Raw genomic sequence first — 23,484 nt, 5'->3', positions numbered from 1 at the left:
AGTGTTCCTTACGCTCTGTTTGCCACGCGTTCGCCGAGCAGGCCTGCCGGACGGAAGACCAGCACCAGAATCAGCACGATGAAGGCGAAAACATCCTGATAATTGCTGCCGAACACGCCCTGTGTCAGTTCCCCCAGGTAGCCCGCGCCCAGCGCTTCAATAATGCCGAGCAGGATCCCGCCAATCATCGCGCCGCGAATGTTGCCGATCCCACCCAGCACGGCGGCGGTGAACGCTTTAATGCCCGGAAGGAAGCCCATGGAGAAGCTGGCGTTACCATAGTTACTCGCCATCATCACCCCTGCCAGCGCGGCAAAGATGCCGCCGATGGCAAACGTGAGGGTAATAATCGCGTTCGGGTTCACGCCCATCAGCATGGCGACGCGCGGGTTTTCCGCCACGGCGCGCATGCCGCGCCCCAGTCGGCTGTATTCGACCAACAGCCAGAGACCCGTCATGACGGTCAACGCCAGCGCCACGGTCACGATGCCGGTGACGGTAACAATCGCTGGGGGATGGGCTTCGCTGCCGGACGTGACGGCGATTGGGTCCATCGGCAGGATCTGCGGGAACATCAGCGGATTGCGCGTCCAGATAATCATCGCCACGGTTTGCAGCAGCACCGAGACGCCAATCCCGGAGATTAGCGGTGCCAGACGCGGCGCGTTACGCAGGCGTCGGTAGGCAAAGCGTTCCACTGCCATCGCCAGCAGAGCGCAGACCGCCATGGCAACCAGCAGTGCAATGCCCAACTGCATCAGCAGCGGCAGATGCGGGAAGGTGTTGTTCAGAACGTTAATGGCGGAAAGCGTGGTCAGCGCGCCGACCATCAGAATATCGCCATGGGCGAAGTTAATAATGCGCAAAATGCCATACACCATGGTATAGCCCAGCGCGATCAGCGCGTAGATGCTTCCCAGCATCACGCCGTTGATCAGTTGTTGTATGAGTGTGTCCAACGTGCGTACCCGACAAATTGCTCTTTCAGCGGCTACCATCCAATAAATGAATAAAATTGTAAAATACACATATATTATTTCTTATGATAACCCGGTATTGTTTTATCTTTATGATTTGCTTGAAGATATAAAAACCCATCAGCAGGGTGAAAAGCCTAAAGAAATCAATATATGAATAAAACAGAACAGTCGCCCGCCATGCCAGCCTATGCCGAAAGCCGTCTGGCAAACGATCCGCCGCTTCGGGCCGTACGGGCATTTGAAGCCATTGCCAGGCTGGGAAGCGTAACACTGGCCGCACAGGAGCTGGATATCTCCCCCTCAGCCGTTAGCCATCAGCTTAAGGTGCTGGAGGCCTATCTGCAGATGCCGCTCACCGAGCGACAGGGGAGAAGGCTGATCCTGAGCCAGCAGGGGCGGGATTATTACCGCTCAATTCGCGCCGCGTTCAACGTGCTTCGGCAGGCAACGGAACACCTGGTGGAACAGGCGCAAACGCGTCAGGTGACCATCAGCCTGATCCCGCTTTTTGGTATGGGGTGGTTTATTCCACGTCTGCCGACCTTTATGCGCGCTAACCCGCAGACGGAGATCAACGTCGTCTACGCCAACCACCGTAACTACCTGAGCGACGCATCCGATATGTCGATTCGCTTTGGTAACGGCCAGTGGGCTGGCTATCAGAGCGAAAAACTGATCTCCGGCCAGATGGTACCGGTGTGCAGCCGGGCGTTTTTGCGTATTCACGGCCATATCGATACGCCCGAACAGCTGCTGCAAATGCCGCTACTGCATGACGAGGAGCGCTCAACCTGGCCGCAATGGTTTATGCAGCAGGGGGTAAAGCGTCCCGTACGCCGCAGTGGACCGATGTTTGAGGATGGCCTGCTGACGCTGGCAGGCGTTCAGGCCGGGCTGGGGTGTGCCCTGATGCGCGAGCCGCTGATTGCACCGTATCTTGAGAGTGGGGAACTGGTGAAGATCTTTGATTTGCCGATCGACGACGGGCGGGATTACTACCTCTGCGTACGTACTGATTCGGACATGACCGAAGACGGGAAACTGCTGCAAAACTGGCTACGTCGGGCGGCGGGCAGTGAGCAGAGCCTGGAATAAAAAAGGCCAGCGACGATGGCTGGCCTTTTCGCACTGACAAATCTTAGAACTGGTAGGTCAGACCCACAGCAACGATGTTGTCGGTAGCCACTTTGGCGTCTTTGGTGAACTGGCTGTCGTCAACCAGGTTGATTTTGTAATCAACGTAGGTGGACATGTTTTTGTTGAAGTAGTAGCTCGCGCCAACGTCGATATATTCAACCAGATCCTGATCGCCATAAGAACCGATGTCCTTACCTTTGGATTTCAGGTAAGCGATGGATGGACGCAGGCCGAAGTCGAACTGGTACTGTGCGACCACTTCGAAGTTCTGCGCTTTGTTTGCCACGTGACCGTTACCGAACGCGGTCATGTTGCGGGTTTCAGAGTAGGTGGTTGCCAGGTAGATGTTGTTCGCATCGTACTTCAGACCCGCTGCCCAGACTTCTGCGTTTTCGCCACCGGCGTTCAGATCGCTTGCTGCACGAACCTGACGGTCAGTACGGTCGGATTTCGCATAGGTCGCGCCCGCAGCGAAGCCGTCGAATTCATAGCTGGAAGACAGACCCCAGCCGTCACCGTTGGACTCGGTGATGTCGTTACGGTCGTTTTTACCCTGGTACTGTGCCGCAAAGTTCAGGCCGTCAACCAGACCGAAGAAGTCGGTGTTACGGTAGGTTGCAACGCCAGTGGTACGGCCAGTCATAAAGCCATCGGTCTGGGTCCAGGTATCGCCACCGAATTCTGGCAGAACGTCAGTCCACGCGCCGATGTCGTAAGCCACGCCGTAGTTACGACCATAATCGAAAGAGCCGAATTCGTTGAATTTCAGACCGGCAAATGCCAGACGGGTTTTGTTACCGTCAGAGCCCTGAGCTTCAGAGCGGTTGCCCTTGAACTCATATTCCCACTGACCGTAACCGGCCAGCTGGTCGTTGATCTGCGTTTCGCCTTTAAAACCCAGACGAACGTAAGTTTTGTCGCCGTCGTTGTCAGCGTCATCAGAGAAATAGTGCAGACCTGTTACTTTGCCGTACAGATCCAGTTTGTTACCGTCTTTGTTAAAAACTTCAGCGGCGTTTACAACGCCTGCTGCCAGCATAGAAGTGACTGCCACTGCAACTAATTTAAGTTTCATCTTAAATATTCCTTATAATTTTCTTAGGTATTTCCTGAGCCAATTTGAACGATTTCTAAACGAGGCATTTCGTCAATGGCAGACTATTTTTAAAAATCTTGTAGCCTGCTTTCAATAATAAGTTTCAAAATATTAAAGATAATTTCAATTAGTGTGATCCTGATCGGAATAATTGCCGTGAAAGCCCCGTATTTGATTAATATTTGCACATAAAATGACTATTAACGCGTAATGAATATTGCGTGGTAAATAGTTTTTATACGTTGTAGTACAGGAGGGGAATATTCGTGATTGACGATTTATTAATTGTGAGGTGATGTTTTTAAATCCAATTAAAACAGTAAGATAAGTATTTTGTTGCATCGAATTTATTGCGGGCCTTCTGACATATCCAGAAATGTATTATTGCATTCTGTGCTATATAGTTCGTTAATATACGCAGTGAACTAGTCACGGCGAGTTGTCAGTTTATGTCAATATATGAAGAGGTGAGTTTACGTCACGAGGCTACTATAAACAGGATTTAAACAGGTCACTATAATTCTGATAAATATTCAGAGCAGGCTCACATTTTAAATTAATGTTAATTTTGTTGCCGGGATGAAAATATTCCCGGCATAGGGGGATTATTTGCGTGTCGCATACCAGCAAAGGAGCGAACCGGCGCAGACCATCAGCGCACCTTGCCAGAAAGAGAACGACAGCGGGGAACTTAACAGCACGGCCGCCAGGGCGGCGGATAATACCGGGGTGAAATAAGAGACCGCCGCCAGGACGGTGACGTTGCCGTGGAGAATGCCAATATTCCATGCGGCATAGCCAAACCCCAGCGCGATGCCGCACATAACAAGCTTCACCACCACCGGGATGCTGAACACCATTTCCGGCTGATCGCTGAGCGCATATTTCAACCACAGACTCAGCGCCGTTAGCAAAACAAAAAGGGTGATCCCGTTTTGTCCTTTGGCAAATTTGGCGGTAACGGTGCAGTAAGCCGCCCAGATAAAGGCACCGGCAAATGCCAGAGCATAACTCAGCGGGCTGGAGACAATATTGCGGATGATTTCATCCACGTGTAACCCCTGTTCACCGCCTAATACCCAGCAGACGCCGAGCAATGAGATCGCGAGCCCGGGGATCACCCACAAGTTTGATTTCTGCCCGTTGAACAAAATCGCAAATACAATCGTCAGGCTTGGCCAGAGATAATTGACCATGCCCACTTCTATCGCCTGCGATCGCGTGGCGGCATAGCCTAACGACAGCGCCAGGCATATTTCGTAGCTGACAAACAGCACGCTGCCCGCAATGAGGTAGCGGGGAGAGAAACGTCGAATATCAGGAAATCCTACCGTTGCCAGGCACAGTAATCCGCTAAGGGTGTAGATCATCGCGGCACCGCCGACGGGTCCTAACCCTTCGCTCACGCTACGAATCAGGCCCACCATCGTGCTCCACAACAGTATCGCCGCCAGTCCAATGAGCGTTGCTCTCTTTCTGTCCATTACGTCTTCATCGCTAATAAAATCAAAGGAAAAACTTATAGCATTAATTCGGCAACCGCCGCGAATAATTCTCTTAAGCGCTTAACCCTAAAGGATTATTCAAACGCGGCAGCGGTGACTATTAAGGGGGCGAAGTCAGGCGACCTTGATTTGACGCAAAAAAATCAGGGGCATTACTGTTAGTTTGCGGCGCGAAGTCTTATTCGAAAACGAGGACAACAATGGACGTCAGCCGCAGACAATTTTTCAAAATCTGCGCGGGCGGTATGGCCGGAACAACAGCCGCAATGCTGGGATTTGCTCCCAAAATGGCGCTGGCTCAGGCACGCAACTATAAGCTGCTGCGCGCGAAAGAGATCCGTAACACCTGCACATACTGTTCCGTAGGTTGTGGGCTTTTAATGTATAGCCTGGGCGATGGCGCGAAGAACGCCAGAGAAGCGATTTACCATATTGAAGGGGATCCGGATCATCCGGTGAGCCGTGGGGCACTGTGCCCGAAAGGGGCCGGGCTGCTGGATTACGTTCACAGTGAAAACCGACTGCGCTACCCGGAATACCGCGCGCCGGGTTCCGACAAGTGGCAGCGAATCTCCTGGGATGAGGCCTTCTCCCGAATCGCCAAATTAATGAAAGCCGACCGCGACGCCAACTTTATTGAAAAGAACGAGCAGGGCGTAACGGTTAACCGCTGGCTTTCCACCGGGATGCTGTGCGCATCTGCGGCAAGTAATGAAACCGGCATGCTGACGCAAAAATTTGTGCGTTCTCTCGGCATGCTGGCGGTAGACAACCAGGCGCGCGTCTGACACGGACCAACGGTAGCAAGTCTTGCTCCAACATTTGGTCGCGGTGCGATGACCAACCACTGGGTTGATATCAAAAACGCAAACGTCGTGGTGGTGATGGGCGGTAACGCCGCTGAAGCACACCCTGTCGGCTTCCGCTGGGCGATGGAAGCGAAAAATAACAACGATGCGACGCTGATCGTCGTCGATCCGCGCTTTACGCGTACGGCATCGGTGGCCGATATCTATGCGCCAATCCGCTCCGGTACGGACATCACGTTCCTCTCCGGCGTGTTGTTGTATCTGATCGAAAACAACAAAATTAACGCGGAATACGTTAAGCACTACACCAACGCGAACCTGCTGGTGCGGGATGATTTTGCCTTCGATGACGGGCTGTTTAGCGGCTATGACGCCGAAAAACGCCAGTACGATAAATCGTCCTGGAACTACCAGTTCGATGAAAACGGCTACGCGATGCGTGACGAAACGCTGACGCACCCGCGCTGCGTGTGGAATCTTCTGAAAGAGCATGTATCCCGCTATACGCCTGACGTCGTGGAGAATATCTGCGGAACGCCAAAAGCAGATTTCCTGAAAGTGTGTGAAGTGCTGGCTTCGACCAGTGCTGCAAACAGAACGACCACGTTCCTGTACGCGCTGGGCTGGACGCAGCATACCGTTGGCGCGCAGAACATCCGCACCATGGCGATGATCCAACTGCTGCTCGGCAATATGGGCATGGCGGGCGGCGGCGTGAACGCGCTGCGCGGTCACTCTAATATTCAGGGGCTCACCGACCTTGGCCTGCTGTCGACCAGCCTGCCGGGCTACCTGACGCTGCCGTCCGAGAAGCAGACCGATCTGCAAACCTACCTGGCGGCGAATACGCCAAAAGCGACGCTGCCGGATCAGGTGAACTACTGGAGTAACTATCCGAAGTTCTACGTCAGCCTGATGAAATCCTTCTACGGCGATGCGGCGCAGAAAGAGAACGACTGGGGCTTTGAGTGGCTGCCGAAATGGGACCAGGCGTACGACGTCATCAAGTATTTCAACATGATGGATAAGGGCAACGTCACGGGATATATCTGCCAGGGCTTTAACCCGGTGGCGTCATTCCCGGACAAAAATAAAGTCGTTCGCAGCCTGAGCAAGCTGAAGTACATGGTCGTTATCGATCCGCTGGTGACCGAGACCTCCACCTTCTGGCAGAACCACGGTGAATCAAACGATGTCGATCCGGCGTCGATTCAGACCGAAGTGTTCCGCCTGCCGTCCACCTGCTTTGCGGAAGAGGACGGCTCCATTGCCAACTCCGGCCGCTGGCTGCAGTGGCACTGGAAAGGTCAGGATGCGCCGGGCGAAGCGCGTAACGACGGCGAGATCCTCGCCGGAATTTACCATCGCCTGCGCGAGATGTACCGCACCGAAGGCGGCAAGGGCGTTGAGCCGCTGCTGAAAATGGGCTGGGGCTACAAGCAGCCGGACCATCCTGAGTCTGAAGAGGTTGCGAAAGAGAACAACGGCGTGGCGCTGGCGGATCTCTATGATGCCAGCGGCAACCTGGTGGCGAAGAAAGGCCAGTTGCTGAACAGCTTCGCGCTGCTGCGTGATGACGGCACGACGGCGTCGTCCTGCTGGATCTATGCCGGTAGCTGGACGGAGCAGGGTAACCAGATGGCCAACCGCGATAACGCCGACCCGTCCGGGCTGGGCAATACGCTGGGCTGGGCATGGGCGTGGCCGCTTAACCGTCGCGTGCTGTACAACCGCGCGTCTGCAGACGTAAACGGCAAGCCGTGGGATCCGAAGCGCATGCTGATCCAGTGGAACGGGGCGAAGTGGACCGGGAACGACATTCCGGACTACAACACCGCCGCACCGGGCAGCAACACCGGGCCGTTCATCATGCAGCCGGAAGGGCTGGGACGCCTGTTCGCCCTCGACAAGCTGGCGGAAGGGCCGTTCCCGGAACACTACGAGCCGATGGAAACGCCGCTAGGCACCAACCCGCTGCACCCGAACGTGGTCTCCAGTCCGGTGGTGCGTATCTACGAAGAGGACGTGCTGCGCCTGGGCAAAAAGGACAAATTCCCGTACGTGGGGACGACCTACCGTCTGACCGAGCATTTCCACACCTGGACCAAGCACGCGCGGCTTAACGCCATCGCGCAGCCGGAGCAGTTTGTAGAGATCAGCGAAACGCTGGCGAAGGCGAAAGGTATTGCCAACGGCGACCGCGTGAAGGTGAGCAGCAAGCGCGGCTTTATTCGCGCGGTGGCGGTGGTGACCCGTCGTCTTCAAAGCCTGAACGTGCATGGTCAGCAGGTAGAAACCGTCGGTATCCCGCTGCACTGGGGCTTTGAGGGCGTGGCGCAGAAAGGCTACATCGCCAATACCCTGACGCCAAACGTCGGCGATTCCAACTCGCAAACGCCGGAGTACAAGGCGTTTCTGGTCAACATCGAGAAAGCGTAAGGAGCGATTCAATGGCGATGGAAACACAAGACATTATCAAACGCTCCGCGACAAACCCGATAACGCCCGCGCCTCGCGCGCGGGACTACAAGGCAGAAGTCGCCAAGCTTATCGATGTCTCCTCCTGCGTGGGCTGTAAAGCCTGCCAGGTGGCCTGCTCGGAGTGGAACGATATCCGCGATGAGGTCGGGCACTGCGTTGGGGTCTACGACAATCCGGCCGATCTGAGCGCCAAATCCTGGACGGTGATGCGCTTTAGCGAAACCGACCAGAACGGCAGGCTGGAGTGGCTGATCCGCAAAGACGGCTGTATGCACTGTGAAGATCCGGGCTGCCTGAAGGCGTGCCCGTCTGCCGGTGCGATTATTCAGTACGCCAACGGGATCGTCGACTTCCAGCAGGACAACTGCATCGGCTGCGGGTACTGCATTGCGGGCTGTCCGTTTAATATCCCGCGCCTCAATAAAGAGGATAACCGGGTATACAAATGCACCCTGTGCGTGGACCGCGTCAGCGTTGGGCAGGAGCCAGCCTGCGTCAAGACCTGTCCCACCGGGGCTATCCACTTTGGCACCAAGAAAGAGATGCTGGATGTGGCGCAGGAGCGAGTGGACAAGCTGAAAGCGCGCGGCTACGAGAATGCGGGCGTTTATAACCCGCAGGGCGTGGGCGGTACGCACGTGATGTACGTGCTGCACCATAACGACCAGCCGGAGCTTTACCACAATCTGCCGAAGGAACCGGCGATCGATACCTCGATCAGCCTGTGGAAAGGCGCGCTGAAGCCGCTCTCTGCGGCGGGCTTTATCGCCACCTTCGCGGGGCTGATTTATCACTACATCGGGATCGGGCCAAACAAAGAGGTGGATGACGACGACGAGGAGGAACACCATGAGTAAGTCGAAAATGATTGTGCGCACGAAGTTTATCGACCGCGCCTGTCACTGGACGGTGGTGATCTGCTTCTTCCTGGTGGCGGTATCGGGCATTTCGTTCTTCTTCCCGACGCTGCAGTGGCTGACCGAAACCTTCGGTACGCCGCAGATGGGGCGCATTCTGCATCCGTTCTTCGGCGTGCTGATTTTCGTGGTGCTGATGTTTATGTTCGTGCGCTTTGTCCATCACAACATTCCGGACAAGCAGGACATCCCGTGGGTGAAAGGGATCGTTGAAGTCCTGAAGGGCAACGAGCATAAAGTCGCGAAGGTGGGGAAATACAACGCCGGACAGAAGATGATGTTCTGGACCATCATGAGCATGATTTTTGTGCTGCTGGTGACCGGGGTGATTATCTGGCGTCCGTATTTTGCGCAGTATTTCCCGATTCAGGTGATTCGCTATGCGCTGCTCATCCACGCCACGTCTGCCATCATTCTGATCCACGCCATCCTGATCCATATGTATATGGCGTTCTGGGTGAAAGGGTCGATTAAAGGGATGATTGAAGGGAAGGTGAGCCGCCGCTGGGCGCAGAAACACCATCCGCGCTGGTATCGTGATGTGGAAAGGCTGGAAGCGAAAAAGGAAAGTACGGAAGGGATGAAGTAAGACCTGCGCCGTCGGCCTTGCCCGGCGGCGCTGCGCTTGCGCGGGCCTACCCTGCTGTATCAGAACCGCTCTTCCACATAGCGGAACGGGTATTTTGTGGGTTTGACTTTGCCGATTTTGCGCTTCGGTAAATCCACCTTCTCTACGTGTATTTCTTTATACGGGATTTGTGAAAGCAGGTGCGAAATAATATTTAGCCGCACGCGTTTTTTATCTTCTGAACGTGCCACAAACCACGGTGCCCAGGCGGTGTCGGTGGCTTTAAACATCGCGTCGCGCGCGAGCGTGTATTCGTCCCAAAGGTTGAAAGATTTAATGTCCATCGGGGACAGCTTCCAGGTTTTACGACCATCGTTAATGCGGTCGCGAAGGCGGCGCTCCTGTTCTTTGGGGGTGACTTCCAGCCAGTACTTCAGCAGGATAATACCGGCATCCACCATCGCTTTTTCCATGACCGGCGTGCCGTCCAAAAATTTCTCCACCTGCTCCTCGGTACAGAACCCCATCACGCGCTCGACGCCCGCGCGGTTATACCAGCTGCGGTCGAAGATGACGATTTCACCGGCAGAGGGCAGATGCGGCACGTAACGCTGGAAGTAGAGCTGGCTTTTCTCTTTATCGGTGGGGGCGGGCAACGCGACAACGCGGAAGACGCGCGGGCTGACGCGCTCGGTGATCGCTTTGATGGTGCCGCCTTTACCGGCGCCGTCGCGTCCTTCAAACACAATACAGACTTTTAATCCTTTGGCGACAACCCACTGCTGGAGTTTAACCAGTTCAACGTGGAGGCGACGAAGCTCTTGTTCATACTCTTTGGTCTTCAGCGGTGCATTCGTTTCGACATCAACAGCGACACTGCTTTTCTTTTTACTTCCCATGATTGTCATCCTCAGGTTGTCCGGCGCGGCGAAAAAGCGAGGCCGCACTATGAAGTGTAATTCACCTGAATTAATGGATTAACCTGTCAGCCACCTGATTTGAACTGGCTCACCATACCAGATTGTTTGATAATGCCCGTCGCGAATAGTTAACCCGTGGTCGTGGTATGAAAAAAACAATTTTTTCGCTGGCGCTTGGTACGTTTGGTCTGGGAATGGCCGAATTCGGCGTGATGGGCGTGTTGACGGAACTGGCGAAGGACACCGGGATTTCGATTCCCTCTGCCGGGAACATGATCTCCTTTTACGCCTTCGGCGTGGTGATCGGCGCACCGATTGTGGCGCTGTTTTCCAGCCGGTTCTCTCTGAAATCAACATTATCGTTCTTAGTGGCGTTATGCGTCATTGGGAATGCCATATTCAGCATTTCACATTCTTACGTCGGGCTGGCGACAGGCCGATTAATTTCCGGATTCCCTCACGGCGCGATTTTCGGCGTAGGGGCGATAATTCTCTCCAAAATTGCGCCGCCGGGAAAAGTCACGGTCGCGGTGGCCGGAATGATCGCTGGAATGACCGTTGCTAATCTTGTTGGCGTACCGCTCGGGACGTGGCTTGGGCATGAATACAGCTGGCGCTACACCTTTTTCCTGATTGCTGCCTTTGATGCGCTGGTGATCCTCTCCGTGTTGCTGTGGGTACCAACACTGCACGATAAATCAGAGATCAAATTGACCGCGCAGTTCCATTTCCTGAAGAAACCAGAGCCCTGGCTTATTTTCGCCGCCACCATGTTTGGCAACGCCGGTGTCTTCGCCTGGTTCAGCTTCGTAAAGCCGTTTATGGTCAATGTATCGGGTTTCTCCGAAGGCATGATGACCGTCATTATGATGCTGATGGGGTTCGGCATGGTGTTGGGCAATTTGCTGAGCGGTAAACTCTCGGGGCGGTTTAGCCCGCTGCGCATTGCGGCTACCACTGACATGGTGATTGTCGCCTCACTGTTGCTGCTTTTCGCCTTTGGAGAACTGAAAACGGCCTCGCTGTTGATGGGCTTTGTCTGTTGTGCAGGCCTGTTCGCACTTTCCGCACCGCTGCAAATTCTTCTGCTTCAGAATGCGAAAGGGGGTGAAATGCTGGGGGCGGCGGGCGGACAGATGGCCTTTAATCTGGGTAGCGCTGTAGGGGCATACTTTGGGGGCATGATGATTACGCTCGGCTTTAGCTGGAGCTATGTCACGCTTCCTGCGGCGTTGTTGTCCTTCGCGGCGATGACCTCACTGTTGATGTATGGCCATCTGCGCGCCAAAAAGCGTCAGGCCAACGCGCGCGCGCTGGCCTGATTTTCTCAGGGAAGCCAGGGCTCGCCCAGGGTCAACATCAGACGGTTGGCCCAGGCAAAGAACGCGGCAGATTGAAGCAGGTCGAGCTGTTCAAGCGTATCCAGTTTCTGTTTTTCCAGCTCAGCCAGATGGCCCGGCGTGGTGGCCGGTGGCGTGACCGACAGCGCCGCCGCATAATTAATTTCCGCCTGCCAGCGCGCAGACTGCCCCTCGCTCAGGGAGTGTCCCGGCCTGACGGCCAGAAGCGTTTCCACCGCGCCGTCATCCTTTGAAAGCTGGCTCGCTTTGCGCGCATGGACAGATGCGCAGTAAATGCAGCCGTTGATTTTACTGGCTACCGTCGCGGCCAGCTCGCGTTCAGCACGCGGTAATCCTCCCGGCGTGTAAAAAATCCCTTTATCCGTTAACGTGCGCTGTTCAAGAACCGGCAGGTTGCGCCCCAGCAGGCGGAAATAGTCAGATTCGGTATGGCCAAATTTGGCGAGAATAGCCACTTCATCATCGTTAAATTCTGCCAGAGGCTTAGCGGCAATCCATGGCTCCCAGCCCAGTTCCTGCCGGGTGAACGCGACGGGAGCCGCTTTACCCGTGGCCGTGACGGCGTTGGTGTGCCATGCCCCCGCTACGACGGGCGCATCGCTGGCCGCGATGGGTTTATCATTCAGTAAACGCAGCCCGGCAATGAGTCGGCTCTGGAAGCTGACGAAAGCGATCAGCTGAGCAAGAGTGACAATGCCGTCTTTGCTCCATCCCGCCTTTACAAGCGCCTGCAATGCGCCGGGTGTGGCGTCGACAGGTGAGAAGGTGAGCAGACGGGCAAAGTTCAGCGCAGCGGTCAGGCGCCCGGAGGTCGGATCGGCCAGCCCAAATCCGGCATAGTGCGCCGCCAGCGCCTCTGCGTTGTGCCATTTTGCGACCTTCGCCGCCACGGCAAAGCGTTCATCCAGCGCAAATGTCGCATCCTGCTGGCTGAATAAAATCTCATAACTGCCCTGAGCGTGACGCGTGGCTGCGTCACGCGTGGCCCGCGCCTCTGCCAGCGGCGAACCGGGCACGATTTCCGCCAGTTCGGCGAGAATATCCTGACTTAAAGCCATACGTGTCTCCTCAAACAATGTGGGGGGCGATGTGTTCTGCAATCAATTCAATCGATCGCAGGGTGTCCCGGTGAGAAGGTTCTACCGAATGCACCTGGAATGAGATATCCGTGGCGCGCGCCAGGACGGTGTCCGCTTTAAGCGAGTTCAGTACCGTTTCCGGCGACCCGATATGCGCATCGAACTGCCTGCGATAATCCGTGACAGTGTCACCTGTTACCCTATGTCCCGCCGCGCGATGTTGTTGCGCCTGTCGGATTAAGCCCGGTGTCGCCACCTTCAGCGCATAGTCATCGCTGTCGGCGACGAACGCCGTACGTGAGGCCAGGATGCGTGGCGCGATACCGGTGGGTAGCGCGTCAAGATAGGCGTCAACGATCGGGTTTTGGATTTGGTCGAGCGTTAAATCTAACTGTTCAACGGGGCGAGGCTGGGTACGAGACAGCATCAGCCCATGACCGGCCCGCGCGGCGCGCACGGCACCGTCGACGGAGAACGTGGCAATCCAGATACGGTCGGCCAGCTGTGGCGCAGGCGGATAAAGGTGGTTATCCGGATGGGTAAGCGAATCCCCGCGCCAGGCGCTTTGGATCGCGTGCAAATGGTCAGCGAAGACCGCGCCGCGTTCTTCAAACGTCAGGCCAAACGGCAGAAAAGAGGTTGGCGTGCCGCCGGAACCAAAACCGACTTCAAGACGTCCATTGGCGAGTAAATCGAGCACGGCGGCATCTTCCGCTACGCGGAGCGGGTTTTCCATCGGCAGGGTAATGATGGCCGTACCCAGGCGGATGGTTTCGGTATGCGCGGCAACGTGTGCCAAAAACAGCAGCGGCGAGGGCAGCCCGCCTTCGTTTTCATGAAAGTGATGCTGTGCAATCCAGGCGCTGTCAAAACCGTGGCGCTCGGCGTGGCGGATCTGTTCGGTTGCCAGTCGATAGCGCTCCTTTGGCGTGGCGTCGTCAAGCAGGCGAGTGAAAAAGCCCAGGCGTTTTCGCGTCATGCGAACTCCTCCGTAACGGGTGAAAAATGGGGAATAGCGTCGATCAGCTCGCGGGTATAGTCGTTCTGCGGGGCGCTGAACAACGTCTCAACGGCGCCATGCTCGATGACTTTACCGCCTTGCAGCACGGTGACGGTGTGGGCTATGCGGCGAACCGTTGCCAGATCGTGTGTGATAAAGAGATAGGTCAGCCCAAGCTGTTGCTGCAGCTGCTGGAGAAGCGCCAGAATTTGCGCCTGCACGGTAACGTCCAGCGCGGAGGTGGCTTCATCCAGAACGATAAGGGTCGGCTCCAGGATCAGCGCCCGGGCAATGGCCACGCGCTGGCGCTGCCCGCCAGAGAGTTCCCGCGCCTTACGCCCCAGCACGTCGAGCGGCAGAGCCACCCGCTGCGCAACCGTCTCCACGCGGACCTTACGCTCCGCTTTACTGAGACGGGCGAAATTTTTCAATGGCTCTTCAATAATCTCAAACAGCGTCTGATGCGGGTCGAGCGAGGCAAACGGGTTCTGGTAGACGAACTGGATCTTCTGACGCAGTTGTCGACGTGCCTCCCGGCTGAGCGTGGTGGCATCAATATCATCGATAATCACCCGCCCGCTGTCCGCCTGCTCAAACCCGAGCAAAATGCGGGCAAGGGTGGTTTTGCCCGATCCCGATTCGCCGACTAAGGCATGTGTACTGCCGCGCGTCACGTCAAAACTGACGTCGTCCAGCGCCTGAAGCTGATGCCCTTTACCCAACGAGAACTGCTTGCTGATGGACAGCGCGCGAATGGCAGGCGAGGCGAGCGGACGTCCCGAAACCGGAGCGATAGTCAGACGCTGGCCGTGTAAATCGCTTAACAGCTGGCGGGTATAGGCATGCTGCGGGGCGCGTACGATATCATGGGTCGCGCCGTGCTCCTGCACTTCACCGTGGCGGAACACCAGCAGCCTGTCGGCGCGCTGTGCGGCCAGCGCCAGGTCATGTGTCACAAACAGTACGGCGGTACCAGACTCCCGGCGAAGGGCGTCCAGCAGATCCAGAATGCGCTTTTGCACCGTCACATCCAGCGCGCTGGTCGGCTCGTCGGCAACGATCACGTCCGGTCGCAGGGCAATGGCGATGGCAATCAACACGCGCTGTTTCATGCCGCCGGAGAGTTGATGGGGATACTGTTTCATGCGCTTTTCGGGGTGGCTCAACCCCACTTTAGTCAGCAGGGCGAGTACCTGTTCATCACGCTGTGCGTGGGTCACTTTTTGGTGTAGTTCAATTATTTCACCAACCTGCGCACCGATGGTTTTCACCGGGTTGAGTGAATTACCCGGATCCTGCGGGACGAGGCTAATCCGCGCGCCACGAAGGGTATCGAGACGTTTAGCTGACCATTGGCTTATCTCCTCGCCGTTGAGGATGATTTTGCCCGCATCACGCCGGGCGTTGTCGGCCAGCAAACCCATGATCGCCTGTGCGGTGCTCGTTTTTCCAGAACCTGACTCGCCCACAAACGCCAGCATTTCCCCCCGCTGGAGGGTAAAGCTGACGTTATGCACCACTTCTTGCCACTGACGGGCGGTGCGGTAGCTAATCGTCAAATTTTCCACTGAGAGAACGGTCATTTCAGGCCTCCGCTAAACTGCTGGCTGATACGGTTGGTGGCCAGCACGACGGCGATGACGACCACGCCGGGGAAGGTCGTTAACCACCAGGCGGTAGAGAGATAGTTACGGCCTTCGGCAATCAGTAAGCCCCATTCCGGAACGGGGGGCGGAGTGCCATAACCGAGGAAGCTCAGCGTGGACAGCGCCAGGATAGCCTGACCAAACTGCAGCGTGGCGAACGCCAGAACGGCGGTTAACGAGTTGGGCAAAATGTGTCGCCACAGCACGGCGAAGAACGTTCCGCCGCTGCCGTACGCCGCTTCGACGTAATCGGTATGCCGGATGCGCACGACTTCACCGCGCGCGAGGCGGGCAAAGCTGGCAATCGAGGCGACGCCTACGGCGATGGCGGCGTTGACGGTGCCAAAACCGAGCAGAATGATCACGGTCAGGGAAAGCAGCAGGGACGGAATCGACAGCAATACATCAACAAAACGCATCAGCAGAGACTCGACGCGCCCGGCGAACGCCCCGGCCACCACGCCCAGCCCGGTACCGACCAACAGCCCCATGGTGACGGCGGCCAGCGCGGCGCTCAGCGAGTGCGACGCGCCGTAAACAATGCGGGCGTACACGTCGCGGCCAAGCTGATCGGTTCCGAGCCAGTGATCGGCCTGCGGAGCCAGACGCTGTGCACCGGCAATCCCTTCAATCGGGCTGTAGTGAGTAAACAGACCCGGCGCAACGGCGGCGAGCGCGGCGGCGATAATGACCGCCCAGGCCAACCACAGTCCCGGTTGCCATTCCATACCCTTCCACGCTGGAACGCGTTTTCGCGCGGCGGCAGCGTAATCGACCAGACTCATGATGCACCTCCGGTAACGGTTTGCAGACGTGGATCGAATAACGGCATCAGAAGATCCACCAGCAGGTTAATCAGCACAAAACCGAGCGCAGAAATCATCACCACCGCCTGAAGCACGGCGATATCCTGGTTATTCACCGCCTGCTGGGTCAGTTGTCCAAGCCCGCTGCGGCCAAAAACGGTTTCGGTGATCAGCGCCCCGGCAATCAGTTCGCCCAGCAGCAGCCCGGCAATGTTCAGGACCGGCAGCAGGGCGTTGCCAGTGACGTGACGCCACAGGACGGCGGTTTCACTCAGCCCTTTGGCCCGGGCAACGGCGACAAACGGCTGCGTCGCCACCTGGTCCAGACTGCGCATCAGAATTTGCGCCAGCGGGGCGGAGATCGGGATCGCGACGGTGACGATCGGCAGGATCAGCCCCTGAAGCGGCGTTGGATTAATCACCGGGATCAGCCGCAATTGAAAAGAGAAAAGCTGAATCAGGGCAATGCCCAGCCAGAAGGTGGGCAGCGAAATAAACAGCACGGGTAAAGACTGAAGGGTATTACTCAGCCAGCGCAGACCCGGCAGGCGGGACGCAAAGGCCAGGGCAAACGCCAGCAGGACCGCCAGGGCAAACGCAGGCAGGGCGAGGCTCAGGGTGTCTGGCAGGTTGCTGGCAATCAACTCGCTAACCGGTACGCCAGCCTGCAAGGAGTAGCCGAAATCACCGTGCAGCATCGCAAGCAGCGTATGAAAATATTGCTGCCATAGCGGGCTGTCCGCGCCGTACGCCACGCGCATTTCCTCGATTTGCGCCGGGCTTAGCCCCAGATCCGGGTTCTGAAATTTAATCAGCACCGCGTCACCCGGCAGCACCTGGAGCAACACGAACGAGAGGGTAAAGGCAGCCCACAATACCAGCAGGCCGTGCCCAGGACGGTGAAGAAGTGCGTGGCGCATCGTCAGCTCCTCAGTGTTTCTCAATCCACGCGCCGTAAAACGACGGGCGGCCAACTGCTTCAAAATTCACACCTTTTAACCACGGCGCACCGGCAAAGACCTGCGGCTCTTCGAAAATCGGAATGACGTAGGCGTTATCCAGCAGATAGCGCTGGGCGTCTCCCGTCAGCTGCAGGCGTTTTTGCGGATCGACTTCAGCGGAAATGTTCACCAGCAGCTCATTCAGCTTGTCGTCGCGGAAGTTTTTGACCTTGTCGCTGGAGCCGCCTTTTTGCAGCAGCGCGTCGCGGTTAGCGGGGTAGAACATGCTTTTCACCACGTCCGGATCGGCGCGGCCCACTTCGGAGACGGTTAACGGGGTTTTCAGCGGGTCGAGGTTATCCAGCGTGCGGCTGCCTGCGTCACCGGCTTTGACGCTCAGCGCCACGCCCACCTGTCGCCACTGCTGGGCAACCAGCTGCAGCACCTCTTTGTTTTGCGGCTGCGGCAGAGATTCATACACCGTCAGTGCCAGACGTTGGCCGTCTTTGGCGCGGATCCCGTCGCTTCCCGCTTTCCAGCCCGCGTCGTCCAGCAGCCGGTTGGCTTTAGCCGGGTCAAAGGTCAATTTATCGCTGAGATCGACAAAGCCTGCGGCGGAATCGGCAATGACCGATTTGGCCTGTGGATAGTTAGGCGAGAAAAGGGTCTCGACCACCTGTTTGGCATTGGTGGCATGCAGCAGCGCCTGGCGCACGCGGATATCAGAGACCAGCGGGTTATCCGGGCGGAAGCTGATGCTGTCATTCACCCCGCGCGTAGGCGCTGCGTAGATTTTATAGCCCTGATCGGTCGCCTGCTTTTCGTCATACGCCTGCACCTGGCGAATAAAGTCGGCCTGACCGGCCAGCAGGGCGCCGACGCGCACGCTATCCTCCTGGGTCACGATAAACTTGATACCATCGAGATTGGCTGGCCCTTGTTGCGCCAGATTTTTGGGACCCCACTGATAGTCTTTGCGCGCTTCGAGCGTCACTTCACGACCCAGCTTCTCGTCCTTCACCACAAACGGGCCGGAGCCAATGATATGACGGGCATCCCCCAGTTCTTCGAAGTTGCGCTTCAATGTGCTGAGTGAGACCAGACCCGAGCCAATGGTGGCGGTGCCCTGCAGGAACCCCGGCGACGGTTTTTTGAAGTAGAACTTCACGGTCAGCGGGTCGATGACTTCGCTACGATCGTAGTTATTGATCACTTCTGATACCGGCAGGCGCTGCGCCTTATTGCCTAAACCGTAGGTATCAAAATTTTTCGCCACGGCGTTGGCGTCCAGCGGCGTGCCGTCGGAGAAGGTGATGCCGGGGCGAAGTTTAAAGGTATATTCGGTTTTATCGGCGTTGGTGGTCCAGCTTTCTGCCACCCAGGGTTCAACCTGCAGGGTTTTTGGGTTCTGCCACGTCAGCTTGTCGGTAATTTGATTCAGAATGCCGCCGTTCGGGTAAAAGCCGCCAGCGGGCGGATAGAGGTTGGTGTGCGCCTGTTGCTCCAGATAAATCAGCGTGCCGCCTTTGACGGGCGCATCTGCTGCCCAGGCTGCGGCTGTCGCCAGAATCAGCGCCGTCAGCAGCGGCAGACGAAATGGGGTTTGCATGGTGAATTCCTTTGTTATCTTCTTGTTAGCGTCGGATTCATCATCGGGCGCGGGGGAAAACAAGGGAACAAAGGAATTGAGATAAGGATTGCTGGATAACGCAAATAAAAAACGCTAAAGTTTGGTTTGCGACTATTGCTTTTGTTTTTTATAGGGAATATAAAATGTCGACATCGAGAATTAATTTCTCCGCGGCGGTCAGAAATATCATTATTAAACGAGCCAATAACAAATGTTCAGTTCCTCGTTGTAAAAACCCAACGATGGGGCCATCTGGAAGTGACGAATCCATTAACACCGGCGTGGCATGCCATATATATAGTGCTGCGCTAAATGGGCCGCGGGGTAGAGGTGGTAAGAGTAATGATTTTATAGAAAGCGCAGAAAACGGGATATGGTGTTGCGATAAACATGCAAGCCTGATTGACAAAAATCAGGGTAATGATTATCCCGCTGAAACATTATTTTCATGGAAGGCCCTGGCTGAGGCAAGAACAAAAAAATTACTGGATGACGTCCCTTCTCCGCTAGGATGGGTGGATAAAATAGAATATTTAAGATTTTCCCACCACGCGACGCTGCCTTCAATTAAGCTGTCTCGTTTTTCATTGATTTATAGTGGGAATGTCAGTGGCAAAAGTGCACTATTAGAAGCCGCCGGGGCCATTAGCAACTCACTTGCATTAGAGCGTTTTTCAACCAGTCAGATGCATGCCCGCATTACATACAGTACGGTCGATTCCTTTTCTAAAGACGTCGAATTGATTGTCGATAATGAACTTATAAAGCGCATCGAGAATGATACGCCGTGTTTGCTTCCTCCCGGCGATCTTGAGGTTATTTATCTGTCTGAGAGATACCAGTATCATCAGGAACATGAAGATGATGTCGATTTCTTTATGCGCTTTCTTGGTATCGATAAATCAACGCTTTATGCATTAATCAATCCTGGACCATACGATCTTTTGTCCGGAACAATTAAATTGGATGTGGTATGGGATTATGATGAGGAAATTGATACAGATATCAAGCTGAAAAAGCCAGATGGTACAGATTATATTGGGATATATTTTAAGCGTGATGGAGTGAACAGTGAATATGTTAATTATAAAAACTTATCAAAAAGCGAGTCTAGTCGTCTAATTCTGGGGTTAATGCTTAAGAAAGCAAAGGCAATCAGCAAGCAGCGGCTGACTTTTTTCATCGTTGATGGCATGATTTATAATTATGATAAGAACAACTTCCGTAAATTACTAGAATATCTTACAACCTTTGATTTTCAGGTCGCTGTAGTGCTTCCTTATTCACAAGAAACGGAGGTTCTCGATAAAACAGGTTCAGCACCAAGACTTCAGGAACATGAATATTTAAAACCCTGGAAACTGATTTCGCTTCAGCAACATAAACTGTAAGAGGATAATTTCGGCCGGGTGAGGCCAAACCACACCCGGCTTTCGGGACTTATGAACGTAAATCTATAACCATACGACCGCGGATCTGGCCCTGTTCCATCTCTTTAAAGATGGCGTTGATGTCCTCAAGCGGACGCATCGTCACTTTCGGCACAACCTTACCTTCAGCGGCGAACTGGAAGGCTTCCTGCAGATCCTGACGGGTGCCAACCAGCGAACCCACCACCTGTATACCGTCCAGCACCAGACGCGGAATGTCGAGGCTCATCGCTTCCGGCGGCAGGCCAACCGCGACCACGCGGCCACCGGCACGCACGGCATCAACCGCTGAGTTGAATGCCGCTTTCGCTACGGCGGTCACCACCGCGGCGTGTGCGCCGCCGGTTTTTTCCTGCACAATTTTCGCGGCATCTTCGCTGCGGGAGTTGATGGTTAAATCTGCACCCATGCTGGCCGCCAGCTTCAGCTGTTCGTCATTGACGTCAAGCGCGATAACTTTGGCGTTAAAGACGTTTTTTGCGTATTGCAGCGCGAGGTTGCCCAGACCGCCCAGACCATAAATCGCAATCCACTGGCCCGGTTTGATATCAGAGACTTTCACCGCTTTGTACGTCGTGACGCCAGCGCAGGTGATGCTGCTGGCTGCAGCAGACTCCAGCCCGTCCGGGACTTTTACGGCGTAATCGGCGGTAACGATGCACTCTTCCGCCATGCCGCCGTCAACGGAGTAACCGGCGTTTTTCACGTCGCGGCACAGGGTTTCGTTGCCGGTATTACAGTATTCGCAGTGGCCGCAGCCTTCAAAAAACCAGGCCACGCTGGCACGATCGCCAACTTTGAGTGATTTCACGCCTGGGCCGATTTCCTTCACGATGCCAATCCCTTCATGGCCCAGGATCACCCCGGTTTTATCGCCGAAATCACCGTTCTTTACGTGGAGGTCGGTATGGCATACGCCACAGCACTCCATCTTAAGCAGGGCTTCCCCGTGCTTAAGCGGGCGTAACGTTTTTTCAGTGACATTGACCTGGTGATCCTGAGTAACAACAGCAGCCTTCATGTGTATCTCCTTGTTCATGATAAGAATCTGCATAGCAGGTGTAGTACCCCTTAAGGATTAATACATTAGCCTGGTAATACAAGGCTGCAGCAACATAATGTCATCATTTAATCCATTTTCAGATTAAGAAAAGGGTGTTCCTCTAATAATTCAGGGGGAAACGACTGGCCCGACGAGAGATCCTCGCCGGGCGCAGCGTTACAGCAGTGCTTCTATCTCCTCAATCTCTTTACGCCATTGTGCCTGCAGCTGCGGCTTTTGATGCTTCGGCTTACGCGCCAGATCGTCTTCCAGCAGCGTTTCCAGCGCGACCAGCCGTTCGAGCAGGTCGTCATGCGGCGAGGATTGAATCGCTGCAGTATCGATGACTGCCGCGGTGGATGTCACCAGCCCTGCGCTTTCACGCAGGCGCTCAAACACCGCTTCTGCATCGTGCCACTCGCTCAGCATTCCCTCTTCAATCAGCCAGAAACGGTTACAGCTTTGGCTAATTAACTGACGGTCATGGCTAACCAGCAGCACGCCGCCTTCGAACTGTTGCAGCGTTTCCGCCAGTGCCTCTTTGCCTTCCATGTCGAGATGGTTGGTGGGCTCATCCAGCATCAGCAGGCTATATCGGGCAAGCGTCAGCCCGACGAACAGCAGGCGAGAGCGCTCGCCGCCGCTGAGCGTGCTGACTTTTTGCCCGTGTCTCGCCCACGGGAACCCGGCGCTGATGAGCGCCATCTTCCTGTTTTGCGGGTCGGGAGCGAAAGGTTCCAGCGCGTCGAGCAGCGTGGCGTCATCAGGCAGCTGATGCAGCGTCTGGTCGTAGTAGCCCGGCGAGACGCGCGGATGGATTTTCAGCCCGCTGTCCTTCGGTTCATCCACAAAATGTCGCCAGATAAGCTTCATCAGCGACGATTTACCGCAGCCGTTACGACCGACAATTGCCACGCGATCGCCGCTTTTCAGCCGCGCCGTTTCGATGTTAAACAGCGGCGGTAGCCCGGGCGCAGGCGGGACGCTGAGGTTTTCCATCTCCAGCAGACGGTCCGCCCGCAGCGCGTCGCCGCGCAGGATTAGCGTCCATGGACTGCCCGCCGTGAGCGCGGTCTGGCTTTCTTTGAGTCGTTCGACCTGTTTTTCCATCTGCTTGGCTTTGCGGGCCAGGTCTTCGTTGTCATAAACCTTACCCCAGGTCGCCAGACGTTTGGCGCTGGCGGTCACGCGGTCGATCTCCTTTTGCTCCGCCTTGTGGCGCTGCGCATCGCTTTCGTCTTTTGCTGCAAGCGCTTTACGGGCGGCCGTACAGGGAAGGGCAAAGTAGTGCAGCGTCTTATCACGCAGGATCCAGCTGCCGTTTGTGACGGCATCCAGCAGCTGTCTGTCGTGCGAAACCAGCACGAAGCTGCCTGACCAGTTCTGTAAAAAGTGTTCCAGCCAGAGCATGGTCGGCAGATCCAGGTGGTTGCTGGGTTCATCCAGCAGGAGCAGATCCGGCTCGTGAATCAACGCCCGCGCCAGCAGCAGGCGGGTGTGCTGTCCGCCGCTCAGGGTGGCGGATTGCAGCGTCATATCCTGCGGCGTGAAGCCCATGCTCGCCAGCAGCGTTTCGGCTTTCCAGCGCAGGCTGTCGTGCTCAGCTAAAGGCAGTTGCGCGAGTACGGCATCCAGCATGGTCAGCGGGAAAATGGCGTCCGGGAGATGTTGCTCCACGCGCGCCATCAGGCAGTGCCCGGCCAGCGCTACCGTTCCGGCGGCTGGGATATTTGTTCCGTCCAGCACCTTTAAAAGCGTACTTTTGCCGCAGCCGTTGTCGCCCAGCAGGCCGATGCGGTCGCCTTTTTTCAGCGTAAAGGAGAGAGAGTCGAAGAGCGTGCCAAACGCCGTATCAACGCGTAAAGATTGTGCAGTGAGTAAAGTGCTCATTGTTGCTTACCCAAGAGTTACAGGCATGTTTATGCCTCGTCAAACATCGCTGACGATAACTCAGTAAGCCCGAGAGAAGGAATTTCAGGGGTTGGTGTCTTCGCTCAAGCAGAAGTTATCGCAGCACGATACCGATAACGCTTGAGCTGGTGCGATCACCAAATGTATGTGAAACATTGAAAATTTCACGATACAGCATAATTGGCCTCCTTATATATTCAGTGGGTTAATGGATTAAAGGAGTGT

At 55.6% G+C, this 23,484-nt stretch carries 18 protein-coding genes; 6 read left to right on the top strand and 12 right to left on the bottom strand.

Going from position 1 to position 23,484, the window contains the following annotated elements; translation table 11 throughout:
* Positions 1 to 8 precede the first annotated feature (8 nt).
* A complete protein-coding gene (locus tag N2K86_RS11410) occupies positions 9 to 959 on the bottom strand; it encodes a branched-chain amino acid ABC transporter permease (protein WP_260658662.1) in 951 nt (316 codons plus the stop codon).
* A 171-nt stretch (positions 960 to 1,130) separates the two neighbouring features.
* Here N2K86_RS11410 and N2K86_RS11405 point away from each other — a divergent pair, with 171 nt between their 5' ends.
* Positions 1,131 to 2,075: a LysR substrate-binding domain-containing protein gene (locus tag N2K86_RS11405; protein WP_260658661.1), complete on the top strand. Its 945-nt coding sequence runs from the start codon at positions 1,131 to 1,133 to the stop codon at positions 2,073 to 2,075.
* Positions 2,076 to 2,118: 43 nt separating this feature from the next.
* Here the strand turns inward: N2K86_RS11405 and ompC are convergent, their stop codons facing one another.
* Together ompC and yddG are read right to left on the bottom strand one after the other, a co-directional pair.
* Positions 2,119 to 3,192, bottom strand: a complete 1,074-nt coding sequence (ompC, locus tag N2K86_RS11400) for a porin OmpC (protein ID WP_260658660.1) — start codon at positions 3,190 to 3,192, stop codon at positions 2,119 to 2,121.
* Between the two features lie 626 nt (positions 3,193 to 3,818).
* Complete coding sequence (gene yddG / locus N2K86_RS11395) at positions 3,819 to 4,697, bottom strand: aromatic amino acid DMT transporter YddG (RefSeq protein ID WP_260658659.1); 879 nt, start codon at positions 4,695 to 4,697, stop codon at positions 3,819 to 3,821.
* A gap of 221 nt (positions 4,698 to 4,918) precedes the next feature.
* Here yddG and fdnG point away from each other — a divergent pair, with 221 nt between their 5' ends.
* From fdnG to fdnI, 3 genes are read left to right on the top strand one after another with little or no spacing between them, the layout of a single operon-like run.
* Positions 4,919 to 7,966: a formate dehydrogenase-N subunit alpha gene (fdnG, locus tag N2K86_RS11390; RefSeq protein ID WP_260658658.1), complete on the top strand. Its 3,048-nt coding sequence runs from the start codon at positions 4,919 to 4,921 to the stop codon at positions 7,964 to 7,966.
* Positions 7,967 to 7,977: 11 nt separating this feature from the next.
* A complete protein-coding gene (gene fdxH / locus N2K86_RS11385) occupies positions 7,978 to 8,865 on the top strand; it encodes a formate dehydrogenase subunit beta (protein ID WP_260658657.1) in 888 nt (295 codons plus the stop codon).
* Positions 8,858 to 9,514 carry a formate dehydrogenase-N subunit gamma gene (gene fdnI, locus N2K86_RS11380; protein ID WP_108417402.1) on the top strand — a complete coding sequence of 219 codons (657 nt, stop codon included), beginning with the start codon at positions 8,858 to 8,860 and terminating at the stop codon, positions 9,512 to 9,514. Before fdxH ends, fdnI begins: the two co-directional genes overlap by 8 nt.
* Positions 9,515 to 9,573: 59 nt before the next feature.
* Here fdnI and ppk2 read toward each other — a convergent pair whose 3' ends face one another.
* Positions 9,574 to 10,392 (bottom strand): polyphosphate kinase 2, encoded by an 819-nt coding sequence (ppk2, locus tag N2K86_RS11375; protein WP_260658656.1) that lies wholly within the window; start codon positions 10,390 to 10,392, stop codon positions 9,574 to 9,576.
* 167 nt (positions 10,393 to 10,559) lie between these two features.
* On the opposite strand from ppk2, the gene araJ reads away from it, so the two are divergent.
* Positions 10,560 to 11,735: an MFS transporter AraJ gene (araJ, locus tag N2K86_RS11370; RefSeq protein ID WP_260658655.1), complete on the top strand. Its 1,176-nt coding sequence runs from the start codon at positions 10,560 to 10,562 to the stop codon at positions 11,733 to 11,735.
* A 5-nt stretch (positions 11,736 to 11,740) separates the two neighbouring features.
* Here the strand turns inward: araJ and N2K86_RS11365 are convergent, their stop codons facing one another.
* Genes N2K86_RS11365 through N2K86_RS11340 form a run of 6 tightly spaced genes read right to left on the bottom strand, consistent with a single transcriptional unit; the run spans position 11,741 to position 18,855 of the window.
* A complete protein-coding gene (locus N2K86_RS11365) occupies positions 11,741 to 12,832 on the bottom strand; it encodes an alkylhydroperoxidase domain protein (RefSeq protein WP_260658654.1) in 1,092 nt (363 codons plus the stop codon).
* A gap of 10 nt (positions 12,833 to 12,842) precedes the next feature.
* Positions 12,843 to 13,832 (bottom strand): putative FMN-dependent luciferase-like monooxygenase, encoded by a 990-nt coding sequence (locus N2K86_RS11360; RefSeq protein ID WP_260658653.1) that lies wholly within the window; start codon positions 13,830 to 13,832, stop codon positions 12,843 to 12,845.
* Positions 13,829 to 15,436: a dipeptide ABC transporter ATP-binding protein gene (locus N2K86_RS11355; RefSeq protein ID WP_260658652.1), complete on the bottom strand. Its 1,608-nt coding sequence runs from the start codon at positions 15,434 to 15,436 to the stop codon at positions 13,829 to 13,831. The genes N2K86_RS11360 and N2K86_RS11355 overlap by 4 nt, the downstream gene beginning before the upstream one ends.
* Positions 15,433 to 16,284 (bottom strand): ABC transporter permease, encoded by an 852-nt coding sequence (locus N2K86_RS11350; protein WP_260661612.1) that lies wholly within the window; start codon positions 16,282 to 16,284, stop codon positions 15,433 to 15,435. Before N2K86_RS11350 ends, N2K86_RS11355 begins: the two co-directional genes overlap by 4 nt.
* Positions 16,281 to 17,225, bottom strand: coding sequence for an ABC transporter permease (locus tag N2K86_RS11345; RefSeq protein WP_260661611.1), 945 nt, complete (start codon positions 17,223 to 17,225; stop codon positions 16,281 to 16,283). Before N2K86_RS11345 ends, N2K86_RS11350 begins: the two co-directional genes overlap by 4 nt.
* A 10-nt stretch (positions 17,226 to 17,235) precedes the next feature.
* Positions 17,236 to 18,855, bottom strand: a complete 1,620-nt coding sequence (locus N2K86_RS11340; protein WP_260661610.1) for a TIGR04028 family ABC transporter substrate-binding protein — start codon at positions 18,853 to 18,855, stop codon at positions 17,236 to 17,238.
* 164 nt (positions 18,856 to 19,019) lie between these two features.
* On the opposite strand from N2K86_RS11340, the gene N2K86_RS11335 reads away from it, so the two are divergent.
* Positions 19,020 to 20,267 carry a hypothetical protein gene (locus N2K86_RS11335; protein WP_260661609.1) on the top strand — a complete coding sequence of 416 codons (1,248 nt, stop codon included), beginning with the start codon at positions 19,020 to 19,022 and terminating at the stop codon, positions 20,265 to 20,267.
* A gap of 49 nt (positions 20,268 to 20,316) precedes the next feature.
* Here the strand turns inward: N2K86_RS11335 and adhP are convergent, their stop codons facing one another.
* Complete coding sequence (adhP, locus tag N2K86_RS11330; protein WP_260661608.1) at positions 20,317 to 21,327, bottom strand: alcohol dehydrogenase AdhP; 1,011 nt, start codon at positions 21,325 to 21,327, stop codon at positions 20,317 to 20,319.
* A gap of 198 nt (positions 21,328 to 21,525) precedes the next feature.
* On the bottom strand, positions 21,526 to 23,238 hold the full coding sequence (locus N2K86_RS11325) for an ABC-F family ATP-binding cassette domain-containing protein (RefSeq protein WP_260661607.1): 1,713 nt from the start codon (positions 23,236 to 23,238) through the stop codon (positions 21,526 to 21,528).
* Positions 23,239 to 23,484: the final 246 nt, after the last annotated feature.

It is taken from the genome of Enterobacter mori (genome assembly GCF_025244905.1).
GTDB lineage: Bacteria > Pseudomonadota > Gammaproteobacteria > Enterobacterales > Enterobacteriaceae > Enterobacter > Enterobacter mori_A.
The sequence above is the reverse complement of the archived record's forward strand: the minus strand, read 5'-3'. Positions and strand labels throughout refer to the sequence as shown.